Here is a 236-nt window from a genome sequence, read left to right as displayed (position 1 = left end):
GTTCCGCTGTTGTTGAAAGCAGATAGGTCCACACTGTTACCATCGGCGATGGAAAGGGTGTTCCCTGATAGGCTCAAGGTCTGGTCATCTGTATCGGTGTCGATACTGCTGATGTCGATGGTGTTTCCACCTGCTATGCTCAAATCCGTTCCGCTTAAAGATAGGGTCTGAGAATCGGTATTATCCAAGTACCCGCTCAAGTCCACGTTGCCACCATCCTCAAGGGTCAAGGTGTT

At 50.0% G+C, this 236-nt stretch carries 1 protein-coding gene; it reads right to left on the bottom strand.

Features of this window, described 5'->3' with window-relative positions:
- On the bottom strand, positions 1-236 hold a 236-nt coding region (locus LKX84_RS17900; RefSeq protein ID WP_228239096.1), incomplete at both ends, for a hypothetical protein.

The sequence above is a fragment of the Allomuricauda sp. M10 genome (assembly GCF_020782875.1).
In the GTDB taxonomy this organism is placed as follows: domain Bacteria; phylum Bacteroidota; class Bacteroidia; order Flavobacteriales; family Flavobacteriaceae; genus Flagellimonas.
The sequence above is the reverse complement of the archived record's forward strand: the minus strand, read 5'-3'. Positions and strand labels throughout refer to the sequence as shown.